Below are 16,271 nucleotides of genomic sequence, written 5' to 3'. Positions count from 1 at the left end.
AGTGGAATCCCTGTTGGTTTAGTCCGGGGAACAGGTGCGACGCGAACAAAGATTGCATCATTCAGACCAACAGGAGCTGCCTTGACCGAGACAGCAGGGACAAACGTTGCCTCCTTCGTGGAGTTCCGCAGCGTTCAGAAGAGCTACGACGGCGAAACGCTGGTCGTGAAAGATCTCAACCTCAAGATGCCGAAGGGCGAGTTCCTGACCATGCTCGGGCCATCAGGCTCCGGCAAGACGACGTGCCTGATGATGCTGGCGGGTTTCGAGACCGCCACCCATGGTGAGATTCTCCTGGATCACCACCCGATCAACAATATCCCGCCGCACAAGCGCGGGATCGGCATGGTCTTCCAGAACTACGCGCTTTTTCCGCATATGACCGTGGCCGAGAACCTCGCCTTTCCACTGGAAGTGCGGGGGCTTGGCAAGTCGGAGCGTGAGGCGAAGGTCAAGCGGGCGCTGGACATGGTGCAGATGGGCAGCTTTGGCGCGCGTCGCCCCGCCCAGCTCTCGGGCGGCCAGAAGCAGCGGATCGCGCTGGCCCGCGCGCTGGTCTTCGAGCCGGAGCTTGTGCTGATGGACGAGCCGCTCGGCGCTCTCGACAAGCAGCTGCGCGAGCATATGCAATTCGAGATCAAGGCGCTGCATGACCGCCTCGGCATTACCGTCGTCTATGTGACGCATGACCAGTCCGAAGCGCTGACCATGTCGGATCGGGTTGCGGTGTTCGACGATGGCCGGATCCAGCAACTGGCCCCGCCGGACGAGCTCTACGAACGCCCCAAGAATGCTTTCGTTGCCGGCTTCATCGGCGAGAACAACAAGCTGGAAGGCCGGATCGAGGAGATCCATGACGACAAGGCGCTGGTGCGGCTGAAAACCGGTGAGCTGATCGACGCCACGCCGGTCAACGTGACCAAGCCGGGTCAGGACACGCTTGTCTCGATCCGCCCCGAACGGGTCGAGTTCAAGCCGGAGTTCTTCGACGAGGGCGCTCATACGATCGAGGCGGAGGTGCTGGAGTTCATCTATATGGGCGACACGTTCCGCACCCGTCTGCGCGTTGCCGGCCATGACGATTTCGTCATGAAGTCGCGCAACATGATGGGCCAGCGGCGGCTGGAGCCGGGCGAGAAGATCCCGATCTCCTGGCACATGCAGGACGCCCGCGCGCTCGAAGACGACAGCGCTATCTGAACCATTACACACCCGCACGTGCGGACCCAGCCGCACGGCACATCCAAACAAAAAAACCAAAGTGTCCGACAGGGAGACAACCATGAAAAAGACACTCATCCTCACCACGGCCCTCACCGGCTTCGCCTTCGCGGCAGGCGCCGAAGAGATCACCGTCATGTCCTGGGGCGGCGCCTATGCCAAGTCCCAGATCGAAGGCTATCACAAGCCCTTCACCGAGAAGACCGGCGTCAAGGTTATCTCGGTCGATGCCGACAACCCGGCGACCCCGATCAAGGCCCAGGTCGAGGCCGGTAACGTGACCATCGACGTGGTCGACGTGGAATATCCGGACGCCGTGCGCCTGTGCGACGAAGGTCTGCTGGAAGAGATCGACCCGTCGATCCTGCCCCCGGGCGCGGACGGGACGCCGGCCGCAGAGGACTTCCTCGACGGCGCCATCTCCGATTGTCTTGTGACCACCATCGTCTTCTCGACGCTCTATGGTTACGACTCCACCAAGTTCGAGGGCGACGCCCCTTCGACCATCGCCGATCTCTTCGACCTGGAGAAGTTCCCCGGCAAGCGCGGCATGCGCAAGGCGCCCAAGACCACGCTTGAAATGGCGCTCATGGCCGACGGCGTTGCCCCGGCAGATGTCTACGAACTGCTTGAGACCGATGAGGGCGTCGACCGTGCCTTTGCCAAGCTCGACACGATCAAGGACGATGTCGTCTGGTGGGAAGCCGGCGCCCAGCCGCCGCAGCTTCTGGCCGATGGCGAGGTCGTCATGACGACCGCCTATAATGGTCGCCTGTTCAACGCCGCTATCGGTGAAGGCCAACCCTTCGTCATGGTCTATGACGGCCAGGTCATGGATTACGACGGTTACGCGATCCCGAAAGGCGCGCCGAACAAGGAGCGCGCGCTGGAGTTCCTCGTCTTCGCGACGGAAACCGAGCAGCTCGCCGAGCAGGCCAAGTGGATCTCCTACGGTCCGGCCCGGAAATCCTCCGCGCCTTTCGTCGGCCTCTACCAGGACGGCAAGACGGAGATGGGCCCGCACATGCCCACCTCGCCGGAGAACCTCGAAGGTGCGCTGACCACCGATTACGAGTTCTGGGTCGACTACAACACCGAGCTCTCCGAGCGTTTCAACGCCTGGCTTGCTAAGTAAATCACTCCGAGCTGTCCCGGTTTCCAACCGGGGCAGCTCCCCTTGCGTCTGCCTGACGCAATCCTTCTGCCGGAAAGACACCATGTCCGACGCATCGACCGCTCCCGACCAGACCGGCCCGCTGACCACGGCCGACGGCAAGCCGCTCAAGGCGGCGCTCGCCGCCGCCCAGGCGCACCGAACGCGTCGTGCCTTTTATCTCGTCGCGCCACTATTGCTGTTCGTGGTGATCACTTTCCTCGCGCCGATCGGGCAGATGCTGACCATGTCGGTCAACAACAGCGGCTTCTACTCCTGGCAGAACCGGGACAATGGGGAAACCATACCGCTGATGGTCGAACTGCGCGACTGGTTCGACGCCACGCCGGCCGGCACGGAACCCGACGAAGCCGCCTATGCCGCGCTGGTCGCCGGATTGAGCCACGCGAAAGAGATCAAGGCCGCTGGCCAGATCGGAACGCGGATCAATTACGATGTCTCCCGCTCCCGTTCGCTGTTTACCAAGACGGCCCGGAAGGCGCCAAAGCTCGAACCGCCCTACAAGGACGCGGTGCTGGATGTCGATGAAGACTGGGGAAATCCCCGTCTCTGGGGCGCCATGCGAAACGCCTCGAAAGCCTTCACCATCGATTTCTACCTCTCCGCGCTGGACAGGACCCGCGACGACGCTGGCAATATTGTCAAGATCGACGAGGAACGCGCCGTCTACCTTCTGCTCTTCAAGCGCACCCTGATCATGTCGGCGCTGATCACCTTCCTGACGCTCCTGTTGGGCTTTCCGATCGCGCATCTCCTGGCGATCCTGCCGCTGAGGCATTCCAACCTGCTGATGATCTTTGTCCTTTTGCCCTTCTGGACCTCGCTTCTGGTCCGAACGACCTCCTGGATCGTGCTGTTGCAGAGCCAGGGCGTGGTCAATGACCTGTGGGTCTCTCTCGGCATCATTTCCGACGAGGGGCGCCTGCAGATGATCTACAACCAGACCGGCACTATCATCGCCATGACCCATATCCTTCTGCCCTTCATGGTGCTGCCGCTCTACTCGGTGATGCGCCCGATTGATCCGTCTTATGTCCGCGCCGCCCGTTCACTCGGGGCGACCTCGTGGACCGCCTTCCGTCGGATCTACATGCCGCAAACGATCCCCGGAATTGGCGCCGGCGGGCTGCTCGTCTTCATCCTGTCGGTTGGCTATTACATCACACCGGCCCTCGTCGGCGGTTCTACCGGACAGCTGATCTCGAACCTGATCGCTTTCCACATGCAGAACTCGCTGAACTGGTCGCTCGCGGCCGCGCTCGCGTCGCTGCTGCTCTTCTGTGTGCTGCTGCTCTACTGGCTTTACGATCGCCTGATCGGCATCGACAACCTCAAGCTCGGATAAGGAACGCGCATATGGCCCTGCCGATCTACGCCAGCCCGCTCGAGCGCATCTGGTACTATACCTACCGCATCCTTTGCGCGCTGATCTTTCTGTTCCTGATCGCGCCGATCCTGATCGTGATCCCGCTCAGCTTCAATGCAGAGCCCTATTTCACCTTCACCGAGAAGATGCTCAGTCTCGACCCGACGGGGTATTCGACCCGTTGGTACGACCTGTTGCTGACCTTCGGGATGACCGATCCGGATGCGGCGCGCGACAGCTCCTGGTGGGCGGATGCCTGGGCCAATGCGGCCTGGATCAATGCGGCGAAGAACTCGGTTATCATCGGTTTCTTCTCGACCTTGCTCGCGACCTTCCTCGGCACTCTGGCGGCCCTCGGACTCTCGCGGCCGGAAATGCCATTCCGGCGGGTGATCATGGCGGTGCTGATCTCGCCAATGATCGTGCCGATCATCATCACCGCGACAGGTCTGTTTTTCTTCTACTCCGCCACCGGGCTGGCGAACTCCTATATCGGCATCATCATGGCGCATGCCACGCTCGGCATCCCCTTCGTCATCATCACCGTGACGGCGACACTTGTTGGGTTCGATCAGACGCTGACCCAGGCCGCGGCCTCGCTCGGCGCCAATCCGACCACGACCTTTTTCAAGATCACCATGCCACTGATCCTGCCCGGCGTGATCTCCGGCGCGCTGTTCGCCTTCGTCACCTCTTTCGACGAGGTTGTCGTGGTGTTGTTTGTCGCCGCCCATGATCAGCAGACAATCCCGCGCCAGATGTGGAACGGGATCCGCGAACAGATCTCGCCGGCGATCCTCTCCGTCGCGACGATCCTTGTCATCGTCTCCATAGCGCTGCTGACCACGGTCGAACTGCTGCGCCGCCGCTCGGAAAGACTGCGGGGCATCTCGCCGGGTTGAGTGCTGTTCGGGTGCCCCGCCGCGCAGCTCTCAGTCCGGTGGGTGATACCCCGCTTCTGCCATCAGCCGCAGTGAGGCGCCCTCGACGATGGTCTCCAGATCCGCCATGAACGCGCGATGGTCCTGCCCCGGCGCGATGGCCGGCAGGAATTCCACCACGGCCACCCCCGGCTTGCGCAAGACGCCGAAACGCGGCCAGAAGACGCCGACATTGGTCGCCGCCGGCACGCATTCCTGCCCGAGCTGGTTGTAGAGCACGCCGGTGCCGATCTTGTAGGGCAGCTTTGCGTCGATGCTGACGCGGGTGCCCTGCGGGTAGATGATGAGCTGCCCCGGCGTGGCGCGCCCGGCTTCGACCCGCTGTTTCATTTCCAGGATCGCCTGACCACGCTTGCCGCGATCAACCGGGACACAGCCGATCCATTTCGCATACCAGCCAACAATCGGCACGAAGCGGATCTGTGCCTTCATGATGAATTTCGGCCGCGGCACTTCGGAGACGATCATGATGATGTCGAAGAAGCTCTGATGCTTGGAGGCGATCAGGCACTCGCCCGTTGGCACTTTGCCGCGCAGTTCCGAACGCAGTCCGATCATCCAGGAGGCTGTCCAGCGGACCCAGCGGCAATAGGTGCGGCAGGCGGTGAACGCCATCGGGCGATAGACAAGCGTGATCGGCGTGAAGACCAGCGCCATCAGCGCCATCATCAGGTACATCTGGGTATTGAAAAGCAGCGAACGCAGAAATTGGATCATGTCACGTCGTCTTTCGCAATTGGCGGAAGGCGGCATAGCGGGTCGCTGCAAAGGCGACAAGGGCTGCGATGAGCGGGATGGTCAGTGGCAGCAGCCAGTTTGCGCCGGTGAAGCCGAGTCCGGTCAGAAAGCTGCCAGCCTCGCCAGTGTTTGGCATCAGCGCGATGGCGATCATTCCGAGCCCGGTGCCGAGTGCAGCGCCGGACATGGCGCGCAGCGTGAAGCGGCGCACGAAGGCACGCGCGATGAAGGTGTCGAGCGCCCCGATCAACCGCAACGCGGCGATCACGCGGTCATTGGCAGCAAGGGCCGCCTGTGCGGCGAGCGTGATCATCGCAGCGGTGGCCGCCGAGATCAGAGCCAGCGACAGCATCCCGAGCAGTCGCAACCGTTCCGCAGCCCGCACCAGCGGCGCGCGCCAGCGGGTATGGTCGTCATAGACCGCCCCGGGCGCCTCGCCGGCCAGCCGCGCACGCAACCCGACTGCATCCACCCCCTCGGCGGTTTCAACGATTTCGATCATTTCCGGAATGCGCAGCGCGTCGAGCGGAAGGTCGGGGCCGAACCAGGGCTCCAGAAGCGCGGTGCGCTCAGTGTCGGACAGGGCGCGGGCCGAGGCGATGCCCGGGGTCGTCTCCAGCACGGCGAGCGCATTGGCGAGCTGGGTTGGGGCCTGTTCGAGCGGGGCGGAGATGCGGATCGTGGCAGTGCGTGCCAGCGCTTCGGACCAGCGGATTGCCAGCCGGTCTGTGGCCAGGGACAGGGCCAGCGCAAAGACGGCGAGGAAAGCCATGGCAGCGGCTGTGAAGACGGTGAGGCGGGCGGTGAAGCCGGTGGGCGGGACGACGCGATCCGCGCCGGACGTTCCGGCGAGAAGGTGGCCTGCCTTGCCGAAGACGCTCATAGATCCGCTCCCGCGAGTGTCAGCGTGCCCTGTGCGATGCGCAGCACGCGGGCCGAGACCTGCGCCTTGGCGGCGCGGATCAGGTTGAGGTCATGGGTGGCAACGAGGATCGTCTTGCCCATCCGGTTCAGTTCGATCAACAGTTGCAGCAGCCGCAACGACATCTCCCAGTCGACATTGCCGGTCGGCTCGTCGGCCAGCACGATCTCCGGATCCATGATCACCGCGCGCGCCAGCGCCGCCCTTTGCCGCTCGCCGCCCGAAAGCTGTGGCGGCAGCGCGTCGGCCCGGGACGAGAGCCCGACCCAGACCATCAACTCCTCAAGGTTTTGCGCCTCGGCGCTTGCATCGCGCCCGCTGACATCCAGCGGCAGCGCCAGATTATCGGTCAGCGGCAGGTGGTCGAGGAACTGGCAATCCTGGTGCACGACACCGATCCGTCGGCGAGCACGGGCGACCTCGTCCCGGCTCAACCCGGTCACGTCGCGGCCGAAAATGGAGAGCTGTCCGGAACTTGGGAGGAGTTCCATGTAGCACAGCTTGAGCAAGGTCGACTTCCCCGCGCCGGACGGGCCGGTGAGAAAATGGAACGATCCCGGCGCAAGCTGCAGCGAGACGTCTCCCAGAAGAGTGCCGTTGCCGTAACTGTAGGCAACATCCTGAAGCTCGATCACGAAATCTGTATCCTTGCCATGCGGTTCCGTTGTGCCTGAGCAACGGATGCGTTTCAACGGGGTTCGCAACGACAGGGATTTGCATTTTCTTTGTCATCGCGACAGAGACAATGCATAAACATAGATAAACATAGAAAAGACAGAGCAGTGGGGCGCTTCGAGCGCGCCGGTCGAGAGGGGAAATGCGACTCATCTGTCCGAATTGCGGAGCGCAATATGCTGTCGACGACCGGGTTATTCCGGACGCGGGGCGGGATGTTCAATGCTCCAATTGCGGCAATACATGGTTTCAGCTCCATCCCAAGGATGACCCAGGGCTAGCGGCGGAGATGGGCTATGGCCTGCGAGAGCTGACACGCGCTGCGCCCAAATCGCCAGCGCCCAGCCCGCCGGTTGCGTCGAGCCCGCCTGCGGTGGAGCCTGAACCATCAGGCGCGTCGGAGGCGGTTGCTGAACCCGACCCCTTGCAAGAATCTGCGCCCGCGCCGGAACCTGAGCCCGTGCCGGAGCCTGCGCCCGCGCCGGAACCTGAGCCCGTGCCGAAGCCTGCGCCCGTTCCGGAACCTGAGCCCGAACCTGCGCCTGCACCAGAGCCTGTGTCCGCGTCAGAACCAGCGCGCGAGCCGGAACCTGAGGTGGAGCCAGACGCTGTTTCCTCCGCGTTGCCGGACGTGAGTGCGGCCACCGAAATGGCGGATGAAGATTTCGACGCGAGTTTCGAAGCAGAGGCCTACGAGGCCGAACCGGAGGACGAGTCGCCATATTCGTTCGAGCCGGAGGATGATGCGCCGGATTCCTACGAGCAGGTCGATTTCGTTCCCGACGAGGTGGAGCCAGAGCCGGAAGTGGGCGCGGCCCAGTCTGCGGACGCCCATGCGGGTGACGATGACGACGAAGACGACGATGGCCTGGAAGAAGAGCCGCCACGAGACGTCATGCCACGGCGGGTGCCGGTCGATACAGCAGCGCTCTCGGTTCTGCGCGAAGAGGCCGCGCGTGAGCAGGAAGTGCGTCGCGCAGAGGCCAGTGGGCTCGAATTCCAGGGCGAGCTGGACATGGCAGCGCCCGAAACCGGCGATGCCGAAGGCGCGGCGCGGCTGCAGACCCGTGCGCCAGTCCGGGTCGAGCCGACTGATACCATGCCGCCGGAGCCGACCGATCCCGCCGAACGCCCGGCGCCGCGGCGCGACATGCTGCCGGATGTCGAGGAAATCAACTCGACCCTGCAACCCGTGGAAATGCCCGTCGCTCGGAAGAGTGAGCGGGAGGCAGAGCCTTCGCGCGGCAGCGGACAGCGTTATGGCATGAGTTTGGTCTTCCTTGCTGCCGCCGTGGCAACGATGGTCTATTCGCAGGCCGAGCGGCTCTCCGGGGCGCTGCCACAGGCGGCACCGATGCTGGAGAGCTATGTCGGAAAGGTCGATTCCGGTCGGATCTGGCTGGACGGGATCCTGCGGAACACGGTCGACAAGGTGGACGGCGACGGGTGACCCGTGCCGCCGCCCGATTGTCGGACGGTCAGGAATCCTCACCCGGATCGAAGGTGATGAAGAGCCGGTAGGCGGCATAGATGCCTGCGGCCAGGAACATCATCGCGAAGGCAATCTCGCCCCAAGCCAGCTCCACAAGCCCCCAGCCAATCGCGAACGCTACGGTCGCGATCCGGATCCAGAGCGGCTTGAAGAAGGGGACATCGAAATTGAACATGGTCGGCGGGGCTCCCTGTCGGTCTCTTCTATGGAAAACGGGGCCGTTTCCGGCCCCGTCACTTTCGTCGCAGAATGTCGGGAATGCTAGTGCATCAGACCTTCTTCTTCTGACGATAGGTGTCGATGATCACGGCGCCGACGATGATCGCTCCCTTCATCATCTCCTGGTAGTAGGCGTCGAGCCGCAGGAAGGTGAAGCCCGAGAGGATCACGCCCAGGATGACCATGCCGATTGCGGTGCCGATGATCGAACCGCGGCCGCCGGCGAGGGAGGTGCCGCCGATGACGGCCATGGCGATGGCGTCCAGTTCGTACATCAGGCCCATGCCCGGTTGGGCCGTCTGACCGCGCGAGCAGACCACGATTGCCGCGAGGGCGGAGAGCGTGCCGGCGATCATGTAGATCTTGACCTTCTGACGCTCGACATTGATGCCCGAGACACGTGCGGCGGTTTCATTGGCGCCGAGCGCGTAGGTGAATTTGCCGTACCGGGTGTATTTCATCATGATGTGGAAGATGATCGCCACGATGATGAAGATGATGACCGGGTTCATCCCTTCGCCAATGCGGGCGAAGCTGTCGGTCGGGAAGGAGATCGGCTTGCCTTCGGTGTACCATTTCGCGAAGCCGCGCGCGGACACCATCATGCCGAGCGTGGCGATGAAGGGGGGGATCTTGGTGTAGGCGATGAGCCAGCCGTTTATGAAGCCCGCGCAGGCGCCCACCACGAGGCCGACAACGATCGGGATGATCACCGGCAGGTCGACGAAGGCCGGATAGAGCACCCGGTCGAGACCGTATTCGGAGGTCTGTGCAAAGGACATCGAGACCATGGACACAGCGGCCACAAGCGAGCCGGAGCTGAGGTCGATGCCGCCGGTGATGATGATCTGGGTCACGCCGACCGAGATAATGCCGAGCACGGACACCTGAAGGATCATGATCTTCAGACGGGCGAAGTTGCCGAGGAAGGACTGGCCCTGGAAGACCCAGCCAAGTACCTCGAAGAGAAGGGCGATACCGATCAGCACGAAGAAGATGTTCACTTCCGGTGGCAGTTTTCGGCTTTTGGGTGTGGCGTCTGCCACGTTGACGTCAGTAGTTGCCATTTCGAGCTTCCTCCCGCTCTTAATTCGCTGCCAGTTGCATGACGCTCACCTGGTCGGCATCGGCCCGATCCAGGAAGCCGCCGACGCGACCTTCACGCATAATCATGATCCGGTCTGACATGCCCAAGACTTCGGGCATCTCTGACGAGATCATCAGGATTGCCACCCCCTGGCCGGCAAGCGCCGTGATCAGACGGTGAATTTCGGATTTCGCACCCACGTCGATGCCGCGTGTCGGCTCGTCGAGGATAAGAATTTTCGGGTTGGTCAGGAGCCATCGCGCGATCAGCAGCTTCTGCTGGTTGCCGCCCGACAGGTTCTCCACGATCTCGCCAAGGCTCGGGGTCTTGATCCGGAGTTTCTCGACATAGTCGTTGACCAGTTCGTTGATCTTGCTCTGCTCGACAAAACCGAACTTGTCGGTCATGCCCTGAGTGATCAGCGCCATCTGGATGTTGGCGAGGCAATCGAGGATCAGGAAGCAGCCGCTTTCCTTGCGGTCCTCGGTGAGGAAGGCTAGGCCATGATCCATTGCCTGCGAAGGCTCCGTGATGACTGCCGGGGTGCCGTCGATGATGATTTCGCCAGCGGTTGCTGGCTTCACACCGAAGATCGCCTCGGCCACTTCGGAGCGACCGGACCCGACGAGACCCGCAACGCCGAGGATTTCCCCGCGACGCAGCTCGAAGCTGACATCCTGGAATTCCTTGCCGCGGCTCAGCCCCTTGACCTCAAGGGCAACCTCGCCGATTTCGCACTCGACTTTCGGGAACATGTCGGTGATCTCGCGGCCGACCATCATCTTGATGACGCCGTCCCGGTCGATATCCGAAGAGGGCACGGTGCCCACATATTGCCCGTCGCGGAAGACGGTCAACTCGTCGGCGATCTCGAAGAGTTCGTCCATCTTGTGGGTGATGTAGACGATGCCGACACCCCGGGCCCGCAGGTCACGGATGATGGTGAAGAGTTGGGCGACTTCCTTTTCAGTGATCGCCGAGGTCGGCTCATCCATGATCAGGACGTCGGACTTGTAGGAGACCGCCTTGGAGATCTCGATCATCTGTTTCTGGGCAACGGTCAGGGTATCGACCATTGCTGTCGGATCGAGCGAGATACCAAGTTCGTCGAAGAGCGCCTGAGTCTGGCGGCGCATCTGGCCGTGATCGATCAGACCCAGCGAGTTCTTTGGTTCGCGTCGGATCCAGACATTCTCGGCCACGGTCATCGTGTTCATCAGGTTGAGTTCCTGGTGAATCATGGCGATGCCGGAGTTGAGAGCGTCGATCGGCGTCTTGATGGAGAGTTTTTCGCCAGCGAAGCGTACTTCGCCGCGATCGGGACTGTAGATCCCCGCGATGATTTTCATCAGGGTCGATTTGCCGGCACCGTTTTCCCCCATGAGGGCGTGTACAGAGCCAGGGCGGATCCGGAGTTCAACATCGTCGAGGGCGACAACCCCCGGGAACTCCTTGCGCACATTGTCGACTTCGAGAATGAACTCGCCGGTGAAACTATCGCGCGCTGAACCCGCGCTTCCGTCAAGCATGGTTTTCCTCCCTCACTTGCGCTGAAGGGCGTTACGGGGCGGGCTGGGCGCGCCGTCCCTGGGGAGCGAGGGCGGCGGACCGCCCTCGCGACGAAAGATCTCTTCGGATCAGTTGGTTTCGGCGAAGTCCGCCAGGTTCTCGCTCGTGATCAGCTGGAACGGGATGTAGACGACCTGATCGGCAGCTTCGCCGCGAGCGAGCTTGACTGCGGCATCCACGGCGCCTTTGCCCTGGCCCACGGCGTCCTGGAACACGGTGTGGTCAATCTCGCCGGATTCGATCAGCGCCTTGGCGTCGATCGTGCCGTCCACGCCGGCCACGACCAGCTCGTCGAAATTCGCGCCAGCGGTGCGCAGGGCCTGCGCGGCGCCAACGGCCATTTCGTCGTTATTGGCGAGCACGCCGTCGATGTCCTGGCCAGCGGAGAGCCAGTTGGCGACCATGTCCATGCCCAGCGTGCGTTGCCACATGCCCGTCTGCTTGTCGACGACCGAGATGAAGTTGCAATCATCGCCGGCAAAGATCTCTTCAGCGCCCTGGGTGCGCAGACGCGCGGCCTGGTGCGACAGGTCGCCCATCAGGATCGCAACCTTGACGTCCTCGGTCTTGCCCATGGCCTTGAACAGGTCGCAGGCATGTTGGCCCTGCTGGTTGCCGGCCTCGATTTCCTGAGAGCCGACATAGGCTTGGTTGGCGGGGAGCTTCATCAGGTTGACCGGCTCACGATTCACGTAAACGAGCGGGATTCCGGCATCCTCGGCGAGCTTGGACATCGGGATCGTGGCGTCGGTATCGACCGGGTTCACGATGATCGCGTCAACGCCGGAAGCGACGAAGTTCTGGATCTGGTTGAGCTGCTTGCCAACCTCGTTCTGGGCGTCTTCGGCCTGCAGCGTCACGCCGAGTTCTGCGCCCTTGTCGTTCATGGCGTTGCGCAGGACGGTCAGGAAGTTGTCGTCGAAGGCGGCCATGGAGACGCCGATGTTTTCGGCATAGGCGCCCGAGGACATCAGCGTGGTAAGAACCGCAGCGGTCACGAGTTTTTTCATAGTCTCTCTCCTCCAGAGATGGGTCTTTTACACGTTACTGGAACGATTTGCGGCGACCGGACCATCCGGCTTCCGCTATTGCACTGGCCGGCGTTCGGTTCGCCGGTCCGATCTTGGGCAGGGAAAAACAAGAGGTTTGTCCAGACGCATGAGCTGCCGGCAGGGCGGTTCGCGCCTGGCAGGTTTCGCAGCTCTCATCTCCTCCAAACACGCTGTCTCCTCCCCAGCCTGTTAACCAGACGCCGACCCGTTCGGGGCGCCGACTGGTGTGATACGAATCCGACGATAACCATTTTGCAACCGGTTGCAAAGCCTCTTCATGCTGAAATGAAAATTCCATTCGGGATTTTCAAATAATTAAATTCCATTAGGTGCCTTCGTTCCATGACGCAGGAACCTGTTGAGCTCTTCTGAGTCGGGAGAGTTCGTTCGTGATTTCAGGGGGATGTCGGAGCGGCCGACGCGCGCTGATCAGATGGGATGAGTTTGACCCAGCCGGAGTTCGGCGTGTGATCGGGCCTGAAAAAAAATGCCGTCGTATGCTGCGCGTCGGAAATTCGCCGGTGCCGTGTTTCGACGTTCTATCGGCTTAGGCTGGGTGTATTGTGTTTAAAATCAGTACATTGAGGCAAGAGGTGGTGGTCCCTGCCTCAATTGGAGAATCGGTCTGGAAGAACGCGCCCGGATTATTCGGCGTGTCCGATGCGCTCCTGAAGGATCTTGATGGCGGCTTCGGGAACCGTCAGGCAGGGTTGTTCGATCGCTTGCCCATCCAGTCGCAGCACCAACGTATGGAACTCGCCGGTGGTTCCGTTGGCGGCCGGAATCAAGGAGACATGCGTCAAGTGCTCGTAGGGAACGAAGATGTCGTTCGAAGCGTGCCAGGCCTCACCCCGACGATGCGAAGGTTTGTCCCGATTGACGATCACGAGTTCTTCCGGCGAGTCGAGCAACAATACGCCGGTCGTTTCCGCCTTCTTGCCGTCCGCGCCCATACAGGGTTTTCCCTGCGGTTCGAAATGGATCGGTGTGAAGGGGCCGCGCCCGCGTCGGCGAATCTCCAACAGTGCAGAGCCAAAAAACAGGTCGGAATCGGTGATTTCAATGGGATCAGTCGTCGTGGCGACTTCCCGTGCAGGGCCGACGAGATGGCCGCGCGCGAAGTCCGTTACCTCGTCCATCATCTCCGAGGAGACCTTGTTGAAGGTCACATTGGCGCGGGAACCGTCTTTCAGGTAGGCCGACCAAATGCCTTGCAACCGGTCTCCAAAGTTACCGATGGCCGCAATGTGATCCCAGTTCGACTGACGGGTACTGACGCCGCCCGCATCGAGCTTGGCGATGAATATCCCATGATCGTGAACAGCGAGGACGGCGTCGTAGAGATCCATGCCGGGACGGAGTTGCCGACGGTCGGCATTGCGCGGCACCTTGAAGAGGAACTTGGCGTCCTTGTGCTCTCCATAGAAGGCGAGGAAGCGCGGCGGCATGTCCGCTTCGGACTTCACCTCGCTCAGCCAGGGACCGAAGCCGTCATATTCGCGACGATCCTCCGGGGTGGCGGCGTGGTACCAGTTCAGCGACGCATGGGTCTGATCGTCGTGATTGGTCATCGTCTTCTCCTCCAGTTTTCGAAAATGCGCGGAAATCGTGTCGAGCCCGGTTATCGCGGCGCGGCTGTTGCGAGCGCCCATCGGGCCGAACAAGGCGTGAAGCCCGTTGCGGCGCTGTGCCTCGACCTGCCGGGCGAAATCCTCCCCCTCTCGGGTCAGCTGTGCGATATAGGAGCGGTCATCTTCCGGGTTGTCCCGGCGCCGGATCAGGTCCAGCCCTTCCAGCCGCTTCAACACAGATGTCAGGCTGCCCTTCTGCATGTTCAGCCCGCGGCTGATCGCGGTTGGCGAAAGCGGTCCATCTTCGGCCAGCATCATCACCACCATGACCTCGCTCTCGGGGAGCAGGCGCCCCCGATATTCCGCACGCAGCAAGATCGGGGCGAGGTGGACGGGGACGTGGCGCATGAACTCCGCCACGCTCCTGTCCAGGCGAGTGACGGGAGCGGCCATTGAATTGTCCGAGTTGGTATGATTTCTAACTATATTCCCGATGCCGCGTTTTGTCAATGGAAACGCCGTCCGCCCCGGCCTTTCCGGCAGGGGCGAAGCTGACCTTTCGGGGCCGTCTTAGGGTCTAGCGGCCGGGCGCCAGCAAGCCGCCGAGATCGCTCAGCATCCGCTCGATGACGGCTTGATCAACATAGCCTGTGGGCTCGAGCTCGTTCTCACGCTGGAAACGGCGCAACGCGGCGCGGGTGTCGTCATCGAAGGTGCCGTCGACGAAGCCGGGTTCCAATTCCATCTGGTCGAGGCGCCGCTCAAGCAGGAGGCGGGTCACGGGGTTGAGATCGAGCGCCGCCTCCCCGGCGCGGGCCTCCTGCAAGGTGTCGCTGGAGTCGCGGGCGAGCGCGTCCAGTCTCTCGCCGGCGGCCTCAGCGTGAGCGCCTTCGGGATGGGCTGCGAGATAGGCTTGCAACGAATCCACTGTGCCGGACGCGGCAGCCGCCTCCCAGTCGGACTGTTCTTGCGCGGCGATCCGTTCAGCCTCCGCCTTTTCTTGCGTGTCCAGCCGTTCCTTCGCAATCGGCGCGAAGAGGCCCTTTGGATAGGCGTCGAGATAGGTGCGCAGCGCCGCCATGTCTCCGGCCTCCGAGGCGACGGCCCAGGCTTCGCGGTCCTTCTTCTCCGTTTCAAGCGCCTGCCGGCGGTCCTCCGCCGCGATCTCGGCGCGGCGACGTTCGGCCTGAAGCGCCAGCCGTTCAATCTGGGTGCTGTCGAGATAACTGGTGGTCGGGAAGCCGGCCTGTTGCTGGAATCGCACGATTGCAGCGCGCGAGCCGGCGCCGAAGATGCCGTCAACGCCGCGCGGGTTGAAGTCGAGGAGCGTCAGTTCCTGCTGGATCTTGCGTTGGTCCGCCCGGCTCAGCTCTAGCTCTTCTTCAGCCAGGCGGGCCAGCCGGTTGGGCTCGGTGCGGATGCGTTCGATGGCCTGTCGTGCCTCGGTGACGAAGAAGCCTTCGGGATATCGCTGGAGATAGCCTTCGAACCCTTCGATCGATTCCTGTGCCAATGTCGCTTGCCAGATGGCGCGTTCGACCTCGGCCGCATTGGGCGGGGCGACCGGGCGGTCCTCGTCTTCCGGAAGGAAGGGGAGATGTGGAGACAGGAAACCGGTGCCCAGCAAGCTACGCGCCTTTGCGATTGCCTCGGGAAGCGTCCGGCCCTGTTCCAGCAGCGGACCGGAGACAAATTCGGCGACGGTTTTCGCCGGCCCCTGCACCAGCGTCACCCCCTGCGGCGCGGTCGGATTCGCCAGGCCGACGGTCAAACCCGCTCCGGCTTCAGTCTTGCCCCGCTCCGTTCCGAGCGCGACCACTGCGCCGCCGGGCACATCCTGCGCGATGAACAGGACGGTCTCGACCGAGAGCGCGATGGAGTCGATGGTCGCGATATCGGGGCGCGCGACACGGTCGGCCTCGACCAGCCAGTGCCGCTGTCCGTCATTGAAGAAGGTGCCAGAGAGGTGGATGACGATCCGTTCCTGTGTCGCGAGCCCGTCGAGAAAACGGGAGAGCGCCGTGCGCATCTCCGCGACCGAGCCGGCATCCGCGGTGACAACCTCGAAGCCTGCGTCGCGCAGGGCCTGTGCGCTGTCGACCTCCGAGCCGGTGCCCCAGAGGCCGCGCCGCTCTGCCTCGCTGGCCCCGATGACAAGGGCCCGGTCGGCCTGCGCGAGACCGGCCGGAATCGCCATGGCCAACCCCAGAAGGGCTGAAATCACTCTGCTCATACCCGCCTCCT

14 protein-coding genes and 1 pseudogene are annotated in these 16,271 nt (G+C 62.6%); 6 read left to right on the top strand and 9 right to left on the bottom strand.

From position 1 onward, the window contains the following. Positions 1–81 precede the first annotated feature (81 nt). The 4 genes from R3X27_RS11825 to R3X27_RS11810 all read left to right on the top strand — a co-directional run bounded on the left by R3X27_RS11825 (position 82) and on the right by R3X27_RS11810 (position 4,663). On the top strand, positions 82–1,200 hold the full coding sequence (locus R3X27_RS11825; RefSeq protein WP_317709066.1) for an ABC transporter ATP-binding protein: 1,119 nt from the start codon (positions 82–84) through the stop codon (positions 1,198–1,200). An 82-nt stretch (positions 1,201–1,282) separates the two neighbouring features. After that, positions 1,283–2,356 carry an ABC transporter substrate-binding protein gene (locus R3X27_RS11820; protein ID WP_317709065.1) on the top strand — a complete coding sequence of 358 codons (1,074 nt, stop codon included), beginning with the start codon at positions 1,283–1,285 and terminating at the stop codon, positions 2,354–2,356. An 82-nt stretch (positions 2,357–2,438) separates the two neighbouring features. Continuing rightward, the gene (locus R3X27_RS11815) at positions 2,439–3,740 is read left to right on the top strand and encodes an ABC transporter permease (RefSeq protein WP_317709064.1); all 1,302 of its coding nucleotides are present in this window, start codon (positions 2,439–2,441) and stop codon (positions 3,738–3,740) included. 11 nt (positions 3,741–3,751) lie between these two features. Continuing rightward, positions 3,752–4,663 carry an ABC transporter permease gene (locus tag R3X27_RS11810; RefSeq protein ID WP_317709063.1) on the top strand — a complete coding sequence of 304 codons (912 nt, stop codon included), beginning with the start codon at positions 3,752–3,754 and terminating at the stop codon, positions 4,661–4,663. 30 nt (positions 4,664–4,693) lie between these two features. Here R3X27_RS11810 and R3X27_RS11805 read toward each other — a convergent pair whose 3' ends face one another. The 3 genes from R3X27_RS11805 to R3X27_RS11795 are packed head-to-tail and all read right to left on the bottom strand — an operon-like array spanning position 4,694 to position 6,997. Then, positions 4,694–5,419: a lysophospholipid acyltransferase family protein gene (locus R3X27_RS11805; protein WP_317709062.1), complete on the bottom strand. Its 726-nt coding sequence runs from the start codon at positions 5,417–5,419 to the stop codon at positions 4,694–4,696. Between the two features lies 1 nt (position 5,420). Next, positions 5,421–6,323, bottom strand: a complete 903-nt coding sequence (locus tag R3X27_RS11800) for a cell division protein FtsX (RefSeq protein ID WP_317709061.1) — start codon at positions 6,321–6,323, stop codon at positions 5,421–5,423. Beyond that, a complete protein-coding gene (locus R3X27_RS11795) occupies positions 6,320–6,997 on the bottom strand; it encodes a cell division ATP-binding protein FtsE (RefSeq protein WP_317709060.1) in 678 nt (225 codons plus the stop codon). Before R3X27_RS11795 ends, R3X27_RS11800 begins: the two co-directional genes overlap by 4 nt. A 182-nt stretch (positions 6,998–7,179) precedes the next feature. Between R3X27_RS11795 and R3X27_RS11790 the strand changes: the two are divergent. Next, a pseudogene (locus R3X27_RS11790) lies at positions 7,180–7,275 on the top strand (zinc-ribbon domain-containing protein); the annotation flags it as partial. Positions 7,276–7,632: 357 nt separating this feature from the next. Beyond that, complete coding sequence (locus R3X27_RS11785; RefSeq protein ID WP_317709127.1) at positions 7,633–8,487, top strand: hypothetical protein; 855 nt, start codon at positions 7,633–7,635, stop codon at positions 8,485–8,487. Between the two features lie 28 nt (positions 8,488–8,515). Here the strand turns inward: R3X27_RS11785 and R3X27_RS11780 are convergent, their stop codons facing one another. The 6 genes from R3X27_RS11780 to R3X27_RS11755 all read right to left on the bottom strand — a co-directional run bounded on the left by R3X27_RS11780 (position 8,516) and on the right by R3X27_RS11755 (position 16,260). Continuing rightward, positions 8,516–8,704, bottom strand: a complete 189-nt coding sequence (locus R3X27_RS11780) for a DUF3329 domain-containing protein (RefSeq protein WP_317709059.1) — start codon at positions 8,702–8,704, stop codon at positions 8,516–8,518. 94 nt (positions 8,705–8,798) lie between these two features. Then, positions 8,799–9,815 carry an ABC transporter permease gene (locus R3X27_RS11775; RefSeq protein WP_317709058.1) on the bottom strand — a complete coding sequence of 339 codons (1,017 nt, stop codon included), beginning with the start codon at positions 9,813–9,815 and terminating at the stop codon, positions 8,799–8,801. Between the two features lie 19 nt (positions 9,816–9,834). After that, positions 9,835–11,364 carry a sugar ABC transporter ATP-binding protein gene (locus tag R3X27_RS11770; protein ID WP_317709057.1) on the bottom strand — a complete coding sequence of 510 codons (1,530 nt, stop codon included), beginning with the start codon at positions 11,362–11,364 and terminating at the stop codon, positions 9,835–9,837. Positions 11,365–11,472: 108 nt separating this feature from the next. After that, positions 11,473–12,414: a substrate-binding domain-containing protein gene (locus R3X27_RS11765; RefSeq protein WP_317709056.1), complete on the bottom strand. Its 942-nt coding sequence runs from the start codon at positions 12,412–12,414 to the stop codon at positions 11,473–11,475. 686 nt (positions 12,415–13,100) lie between these two features. Continuing rightward, on the bottom strand, positions 13,101–14,480 hold the full coding sequence (locus R3X27_RS11760) for a MarR family transcriptional regulator (RefSeq protein ID WP_317709055.1): 1,380 nt from the start codon (positions 14,478–14,480) through the stop codon (positions 13,101–13,103). A 124-nt stretch (positions 14,481–14,604) separates the two neighbouring features. Beyond that, a complete protein-coding gene (locus R3X27_RS11755) occupies positions 14,605–16,260 on the bottom strand; it encodes a peptidoglycan-binding protein (RefSeq protein WP_317709054.1) in 1,656 nt (551 codons plus the stop codon). Between the last annotated feature and the right edge of the window lie 11 nt (positions 16,261–16,271).

It is taken from the genome of Tropicimonas sp. TH_r6, assembly GCF_033101155.1.
Lineage (GTDB): Bacteria > Pseudomonadota > Alphaproteobacteria > Rhodobacterales > Rhodobacteraceae > Tropicimonas.
Note: the sequence above shows the minus strand (reverse complement) of the source record. Positions and strands in the feature narration are given on the sequence as shown.

Coding starts and splice junctions, on each gene's coding strand:
- R3X27_RS11820 (WP_317709065.1), top strand. CDS start 1,283: ATGAAAAAGACACTCATCCTCACCACGGCCCTCACCGGCTTCGCCTTC.
- R3X27_RS11810 (WP_317709063.1), top strand. CDS start 3,752: ATGGCCCTGCCGATCTACGCCAGCCCGCTCGAGCGCATCTGGTACTAT.
- R3X27_RS11765 (WP_317709056.1), bottom strand. CDS start 12,414: ATGAAAAAACTCGTGACCGCTGCGGTTCTTACCACGCTGATGTCCTCG.
- R3X27_RS11780 (WP_317709059.1), bottom strand. CDS start 8,704: ATGTTCAATTTCGATGTCCCCTTCTTCAAGCCGCTCTGGATCCGGATC.
- R3X27_RS11775 (WP_317709058.1), bottom strand. CDS start 9,815: ATGGCAACTACTGACGTCAACGTGGCAGACGCCACACCCAAAAGCCGA.
- R3X27_RS11760 (WP_317709055.1), bottom strand. CDS start 14,480: ATGGCCGCTCCCGTCACTCGCCTGGACAGGAGCGTGGCGGAGTTCATG.
- R3X27_RS11815 (WP_317709064.1), top strand. CDS start 2,439: ATGTCCGACGCATCGACCGCTCCCGACCAGACCGGCCCGCTGACCACG.
- R3X27_RS11770 (WP_317709057.1), bottom strand. CDS start 11,364: ATGCTTGACGGAAGCGCGGGTTCAGCGCGCGATAGTTTCACCGGCGAG.
- R3X27_RS11800 (WP_317709061.1), bottom strand. CDS start 6,323: ATGAGCGTCTTCGGCAAGGCAGGCCACCTTCTCGCCGGAACGTCCGGC.
- R3X27_RS11805 (WP_317709062.1), bottom strand. CDS start 5,419: ATGATCCAATTTCTGCGTTCGCTGCTTTTCAATACCCAGATGTACCTG.
- R3X27_RS11755 (WP_317709054.1), bottom strand. CDS start 16,260: ATGAGCAGAGTGATTTCAGCCCTTCTGGGGTTGGCCATGGCGATTCCG.